The 7,155-nt window shown below is 67.9% G+C and carries 5 protein-coding genes and 1 pseudogene; all 6 read right to left on the bottom strand.

The features are described 5' to 3' along the window. Positions 1-70 (bottom strand): annotated as a pseudogene (locus IBX53_RS16270) (two-component system response regulator); the annotation flags it as partial. A 93-nt stretch (positions 71-163) separates the two neighbouring features. After that, positions 164-1,864 carry a methyl-accepting chemotaxis protein gene (locus tag IBX53_RS13505; RefSeq protein WP_290910106.1) on the bottom strand — a complete coding sequence of 567 codons (1,701 nt, stop codon included), beginning with the start codon at positions 1,862-1,864 and terminating at the stop codon, positions 164-166. Between the two features lie 77 nt (positions 1,865-1,941). Continuing rightward, entirely contained in the window at positions 1,942-3,003 is a 1,062-nt protein-coding gene (locus IBX53_RS13500) for a chemotaxis response regulator protein-glutamate methylesterase (protein WP_290910091.1), read from the bottom strand. An 86-nt stretch (positions 3,004-3,089) separates the two neighbouring features. Next, entirely contained in the window at positions 3,090-3,998 is a 909-nt protein-coding gene (locus IBX53_RS13495) for a CheR family methyltransferase (RefSeq protein WP_290910088.1), read from the bottom strand. Continuing rightward, entirely contained in the window at positions 3,995-6,157 is a 2,163-nt protein-coding gene (locus tag IBX53_RS13490) for a methyl-accepting chemotaxis protein (RefSeq protein WP_290910085.1), read from the bottom strand. Before IBX53_RS13490 ends, IBX53_RS13495 begins: the two co-directional genes overlap by 4 nt. A gap of 83 nt (positions 6,158-6,240) precedes the next feature. Further along, positions 6,241-7,155 (bottom strand): methyl-accepting chemotaxis protein (locus IBX53_RS13485; protein ID WP_290910082.1); only part of this gene is annotated, 915 nt, incomplete at its 5' end.

Raw genomic sequence — 7,155 nt, 5'->3', positions numbered from 1 at the left:
GGCTCCTCACGATACGCCGCATAGTGGGAAAATCATCCACTACCAAGATGCTCATGTTCTTGTCTGCCATTGCACTACCTCGATTCGCGATGTTCTCGTTAGTGTATGGCCCGGCATGATGGCCGGCCGGGCCGAGCATGCCGCCCACCGGGCGGCAGCCAAATCAGAATTCCTGCCACTCTTCCTCGGCCGACTCCGCCCGCCGCGTGCTGTGCCGTCTGCTCGGTACCGGCAAGCCCACGCGCGCGCCTGGCGCGGAGAGGGTGAGCGCCTCCGGGGCCGGCTCGCTCGCTATCCGGGCGGCCTCGCCCGCCAGGCGGAAGCGCGCCACGGCCTGCTCGAGGCGTCCCGCCTGCTCCTCCAGGGAGGACGCGGCCGCCGAGGCCTCCTGCACGAGTGCGGCGTTCTGCTGGGTCACCTGGTCCATCTGGCCCACCGCCTGGCTGACCTGCTCGATGCCGTCGCTCTGCTCCTGGGAGGCTGCGGAGATCTCGTCCATGATATCGGTGACGCGGCGGACCGCCTGGACCACCTCGTCCATGGTCTCCCCGGCATTTTCATCCAGGCTCGAACCCGCCTGCACCTGAGCCACCGAACTCTCGATGAGCGTCTTGATCTCCTTGGCCGCCTCGGCACTTCGGCTGGCCAGGTTGCGCACCTCGCCGGCCACCACCGCGAAGCCGCGGCCCTGCTCGCCGGCGCGCGCTGCCTCCACCGAGGCGTTGAGCGCCAGGATATTGGTCTGGAAGGCAATGGAGTCGATGACGCCGGTGATATCGGCGATCTTGCGGGAAGAGTCCGAGATGCCGTGCATGGTCTTCACCACGCGATCGACCACCTCGCCGCCGCGTTCGGCGGTGGTGGAGGCCTCCAGGGCCAGGCCGCTGGCCTGACGGGCGTTGTCGGCGTTCTGCTTCACCGTAGCGGTGATCTGCTCCATGCTCGCCGCGGTCTCCTCCAGCGAGGCCGCCTGCTGCTCCGTGCGCGAGGAGAGATCGGCGTTGCCCGAGGCGATCTCACGGGTGCCGAAATGGATCGAGCCGCTTCCCTGGCGTACCTCGCCCACGACCCGGGCGAGCCCCTCCTGCATCTTGCGCATGGCGGCGAAGAGGCGACTGATCTCATTGCGCCCAAGCACCTGAATCTCCCTGGAGAGGTCGGCTTCCGCGATGGCTTCCAGGTTGGCCACGGCGGCATCCAGGGGCCTGATCACCACGCGGCGCAGGCCAACATAGATCATCACCACCAGCAGGCCGATCAGAGTCAGCAGACCGAGGCCGAACCACTCGAAGCGCTGCACCTGATCCCGGAAATCGCGGATCATGCCATCCGCCCGCGCAAAGCCGTAGGCCACGAACTCCGTCATCGCCGCATCCAGCGCCGTGGAGGGAACATTGAGTTCTTCACGCAGGCGATTGAAGGTGGTGGTATCAAGCTGGTCGAGCGCAGTGTGCTGCCGGCGCAGCAGTTCGATCACCGCCGTGAATTGCTCCTCGACCCGATCTGCCAAGAGGGCACCATCGTTCATCTTGGGGGTCGCCACGAACGCCTGGAAGCGCTGTTCGGCGCGACCGAAGCGATCCATGGCGCTATCGAGATGGGCGTTTGCCTCGCCCATCCGCCCAATCATGATCAGGTTGGAGGCAATCTCGAGGTGGTTGCGCCCCACGTTCATGAGCGCATATGCGCGGTTGATCTCGTTGAGCTGCTCCGCGCTGATCTGATTGAGGGTGTGCAGGGTTCTGCCCGCGTTACGGTCGGCAATGACGCCCATGGCAGCAATCGCTGCGATGAAGATCACGAAGCAGGCCAGCACGGCCACCATTGCCGCATGGATGCTGATATTACGAATGAAACGAACCATCTCGATTCTTCCTTCAGTGGACGTCGTTATTGTCGTGGGTCATGCATCTTGCAGGTGTCGCTGTAGCGGTGATGGATCTAGACGCGCTGGGCGCGCCCGGAGGAGGCCACCAGCGCCAGCAGACGCGGGGCAATCTCCTCCAGGGTCACCACCTCCGAGGCACCGCCCAGGGCGATGGCCTCCCGGGGCATGCCGAAGACCACGCAGCTCGCCTCATCCTGGGCGATGGTGGGCGCACCGGCCTGGCGCATCTCGACCAGGCCCGCGGCCCCATCCTTGCCCATGCCGGTGAGCAGCACCCCGACCGCATTGCGGCCGGCGTGCTCCGCCGCCGAGCGAAACAGCACATCCACCGAGGGGCGATGGCGATTGACCGGCGGCCCCTGGTCCAGCCGCGCCACATAGTTGGCCCCGCTGCGCGCCAGCTTGAGGTGGGCATCGCCCGGGGCGATATAGGCATGCCCGGGCAGCACGCGCTCGCCGTCCTCGGCCTCCTTGACGCTGATCTGGCAGAGCCGGTCGAGGCGCTCGGCGAACGACCGGGTGAAGCCGCCGGGCATGTGCTGGGCAATCATGATGGCCGGGCTGTTGGCGGGCAGCGGTTCCAGCACGCGACGGATCGCCTCGGTGCCCCCGGTCGAGGCGCCGATGATCAGGAGCTTCTCACTCGACATCAGCGGCGCCGTCAGCCGCTGAGGCGGCGCCTCGTGGCGCGTGGCGGCACGCCGTGGACGGGAGCGGGCCGCGGCGCGGATCTTCTCGGCGATCTCCTCGGCGTACTCCAGCATGCCGCTACGGATGCCCAGCGACGGCTTGGCGACGAAATCCAGGGCGCCCAGCTCCAGCGCCCGGAGGGTGACCTCGGAGCCGGACTGGGTCAGCGACGAGACCATCAGCACCGGCATGGGCCGCAGCCGCATCAGGCGCTCCAGGAAGTCGATGCCATCCATCCGCGGCATCTCCACGTCGAGGGTCAGCACGTCGGGGTTGTGACGCTTGATGAGATCCCTCGCCACCAGCGGGTCGGGCGCCACCGCCACCACCTCCATGTCGGGCTGGCTGTTGATGATCTCGCTGAGCAGGTCGCGAATCAGCGCTGAGTCATCAACGCAAAGCACCTTGATCGTGGCGGCACTCAAGAGGGCTCTCCTGTAGCAGATGACTTGCCGCCCGGGTCAGGCGACAAGGGGTTCCATTGAGGGTATCGGCGCGTAGCCAGCGAACTTTAACGGACAGGCGTCGACCTGCCGCCCGCCGCGGGAGGCGGCGCCAGGGTGTAGACGGTCTGGCCGCGCAGCCGCAGGGTTCGCGTGATGTAGGAGAAGTTCTCGGAGTGGCCGGCGAACAGCAGGCCATCCGGCTTCAGCAGCGGCGCGAAGCGCTCCAGTATCTTCGCCTGGGTCGCCTTGTCGAAGTAGATCATCACGTTACGGCAAAAGATTGCATCGAAGGGGCCGCTGACCGGCCAGCTGGGCGCCAGCAGATTGAGCGGCGAAAACTCCACCATGGCCCGCAGCTCCGGCCTCACCCGCGCCAGGCCCGCCTGCCGGCCGGTGCCCCGCTGGAAGAACCGGCGCATCTGCTCGGCGTCAAGCTTGTGCACCTGCTCCAGGGGATAGACCCCGGCCTCGGCCCTGGCCAGGGCCTCGGTATCGATATCCGTGGCCACGACCCTGGCGTCGCCGGCCCGGCTGCCCAGGGCCTCACTCAGGGTCATGGCAATGGAGTAGGGCTCCTCGCCGGTCGAGGCGGCGGCACTCCACACCCGAACCGGCCCGGGCCGGCCACGAACATGTTCGGCGAGCAGCGGAAAGTGGTGCGACTCGCGGAAGAAGGCGGTGAGGTTGGTGGTCAGGGCGTTGGTGAAGGCCTCCCATTCCCGGGCATCCGGCTGGCGCTCCAGTCGCGCCAGGTAGTCGCTGAAGCGCGTCAGGCCATGATGGCGCAGCCGCTTGGCAAGCCGGCTGTAGACCATCTCGCGCTTGTGCTCGGCCAGCACGATCCCCGCCCGCTGGTAAATCAGCTGGCGGATGCGCGCGAAGTCCTCGGCGGTGAGCACCAGGTCACGCTCGAGGGAGCTTCCACTGCCCCAGTTGCCGGCGGAGAACGACGCCGCCTCCCTTGACTCGCTCAAAATGCTTCCCACTCCTCGATATCGGACGGACGATTGGTGCCAGCGGCGGGCGGCAGTGCCTTCTGCTGCGCGGGTGTGCGCTCACTCACCGCCGCCGACCCGCGCCGCTGGGCCAGGCCGGGGGCACGCTCCATGCCGGCACCGCGCGCGCGGAAGGCGGTCACGGCGATGACCAGCTGCTCGGCCTGATGCTCCAGATCCAGTGCCGCCCGGGCCATGGTCTGCACCCGCTCGGCATTCTGCTGGGTGACATGGTCCATCTCGGCCACCGCCTGGTTGATCTGGCCGATGCCGCCGCTCTGCTCCTGGGAAGCGGCAGAGATCTCGCCCATGATGTCGTTGACCCGGGTGGTGGCCGCCACCACCCCTTCGATGGCGCCCTCGGCGCGCTGCACCACCGCGGCACCGGCCTGGATCTCCTTACCGGCCCCGTCGATCAGGGTCCGAATCTCCTTCGCGGCGGCGGCGGAACGTCCGGCCAGGTTGCGCACCTCATTGGCCACGACCGCAAAGCCCCGCCCCTGCTCGCCGGCTCGCGCCGCCTCCACCGAAGCGTTCAGGGCGAGGATATTGGTCTGGAAGGCGATGGAGTCGATCACGTCGATGATCTCGGCCATCTTGCGAGAGCTCTCGGTGATGCGCCCCATGGTGTCCACCACCTGGTGCATCAGCTCGCCGGTCTCGCGCACCCGCTCGGCATTCTCGGTCGCCAGGCCGCTGGCCTGACGCGCGTTGTCGGTGTTCTGCTGCACGGTAGCGGTCATCTCCTCCATGCTGGAGGCGGTCTGCTGCAGCGACGCGGCCTGCTGTTCGGTGCGGGTGGAGAGGTCGTCATTGCCCACGGCGATATCCCGCGCGGCCGGCGTCACCACCTGGATGCCCGCATGCACGTCGCCCACGATGCTGCCGAGGCTCTTGCGCATCACGTCCAGGGCTGCCAACAAGCGGCCCACCTCGTCACGGCCATGCGGTGGTACTCTCGCCGCCAGGTTGCAGGCGGCGATCTGCAGGGTGAAGCCGACGGCCCGATCCAGCGGGCGCGTCACGGCACGCAGGGTCGTCATGCCCAGCGCGATCAGCAGCAGCAGCGCCGCCGCCAGCACGCCGCCCTGGGCGAACAGCATGGTGCGCTGGCCAGCCTCGGCGGCGGCCGCCATCGCCGCCGCACCGCGGCGCTCCCGGGTGATCAGCTGGTTGACGTCAGCAGTCAGGCTGGCGGCCTGCTCCTGCAGCGGGCTGACCTGGTTGTTCAGCGCCATCATGGCATCGAAGGCCTCACCGGTTAGCGCCCCAGCCAGGGGAAGCAGCCCCTCCTGCAGGAAGGCCTCGAGCTGCTGCTCGAACTGGCGGGTCTCCGGCGCCTGATTGGCCTCGCGCCCAATGAATTCTGCCCAGATCGCCTCGATACGGGCGCTGGTCTCCTCGAGGCCCGCGGCCAGCTCGTGGCGCTGACCGAGCAGGGCCATGCGCTCCTGGCTGGCCATGCGTTGCGGGGCCTCACCGATCAGCTGGCCGAGCTGCTGCAGCCGCACCACGTCCTCGAGTCCGTCACGGTTGAGCTCGGCGAGCCGCTCCCCCGAGGCGTTGAGCCCATAGAGCCCGAGCCCGCCACTGACCAGCAGCATCAGCGCCGCCACCACCACCATCAGGCTGATGCGAGCCCGCACGGTAGCCAGGTTAAGGCGGCCGAGCGCGCCTCGGATGCCGCGCCGACGAAGCTGCCCCTTGTTCAGATAGAGGTGGCGCCCCTTGCCGGCACGCATCCTGGTATAGGCCTGTTCCGCCCTGTCGATCTGCTCGCGTTCGGCCTTGACCCGCACCGAGGCGTAGCCCATCACCTCGCCATCCTCGATGACCGGGGTGACGCTCGCATCCACCCAGTAGTGGTCGCCGTTCTTGCGCCGGTTCTTGACCAGGCCTCGCCAGCCCTCGCCCTGAGCCAGGGTCTCCCACAGGTTGGCGAAGGCCTCGGGGGGCATATCGGGGTGGCGCACCAGGTTGTGGGGCGAACCGATCAGCTCCTCATGGCGGTATCCACTGACCTCGATGAAGGCCGGGTTGGCGTAGGTGATGCGTCCCTTGAGGTCGGTCCGCGAGATCAGGAAGTGCTCGTCCTGAAGCTCGTACTCCCGTCCAGTCACTGGCTGGTTGTCGCGCATGCTGTGTTCTCCGAGGCGGTTAGCGGTGTGCAGCTACCGCTCTTCTGGTTATCGGTACAGGTGGTTGGGCACTGCTGTCAGGGTCAGAAGGATTCCCACTCCTGGTCGCTGTCGGCGCGGCCGCGCGCCTTCGTCCGGGTCTCGCGCCCCGGCGATGACGGCATCAGCGTCGGCATCCAGCGGGCCAGGGCGGGATCATGGCCATCGCCGCCAGGCCCCGCCCTGTCGATATCGTCGGCGATGGTGGCTGCCATCTCGGCGCCCTTCCCGTCCAGCCGAAAGCCGGCCACGGCCAGGCTCAGTCGCTCTGCCTGGGACTCCACCTGATGCGCGACGCTGGCCGCCTGCAGCACCAGCGCGGCATTCTGCTGGGTGACCTCATCCATCTGCGCCACGGCCTGGTTGACCTGATCGATGCCGTTGCTCTGTTCGGCAGAGGCCGCGGCGATCTCGTCCATGATGTCGCTGACCTTCTGCACCGCCGCCACGATCTCGCCCATGGTGCTGCCGGCGCGGTCGGCGCGCTCGGTGCCGGCCTCCACCTTGGCCACCGAGATCTCGATCAGCTCGCGAATCTGGCGAGAGGCATCGGCGGAGCGCTGGGCCAGGTTGCGCACCTCGCCGGCCACCACCGCAAAGCCGCGCCCCTGCTCGCCGGCACGGGCGGCCTCCACCGAGGCGTTGAGGGCGAGGATATTGGTCTGGAAGGCGATGGAGTCGATCACCTTGATGATGTCGCTGACCCGGTGGGAGCTCTCGCGGATCTCATGCATGGTGGAGACCACCCCGTCGACCACCCGGCCACCCTCGCCAGCGGTGCGCGCGGCATCCTCGGCCAGCTGGCTGGCGTGGCGCGCATTGTCGGCGTTCTGCTTCACCGTCGAGGCGAGCTGCTCCATGCTGGCGGCGGTCTCCTGCAGGGCGGCCGCCTGCTCCTCGGTGCGCGCCGACAGATCCTGGTTGCCGCTGGCGATATCCCGGGAGCCCTCGTGAATCGC

The sequence above is a fragment of the Halomonas sp. genome (genome assembly GCF_014859505.1).
Lineage (GTDB): Bacteria > Pseudomonadota > Gammaproteobacteria > Pseudomonadales > Halomonadaceae > Halomonas.
Note: the sequence above shows the minus strand (reverse complement) of the source record. Positions and strands in the feature narration are given on the sequence as shown.

Coding starts and splice junctions, on each gene's coding strand:
- IBX53_RS13490 (WP_290910085.1), bottom strand. CDS start 6,157: ATGCGCGACAACCAGCCAGTGACTGGACGGGAGTACGAGCTTCAGGAC.
- IBX53_RS13505 (WP_290910106.1), bottom strand. CDS start 1,864: ATGGTTCGTTTCATTCGTAATATCAGCATCCATGCGGCAATGGTGGCC.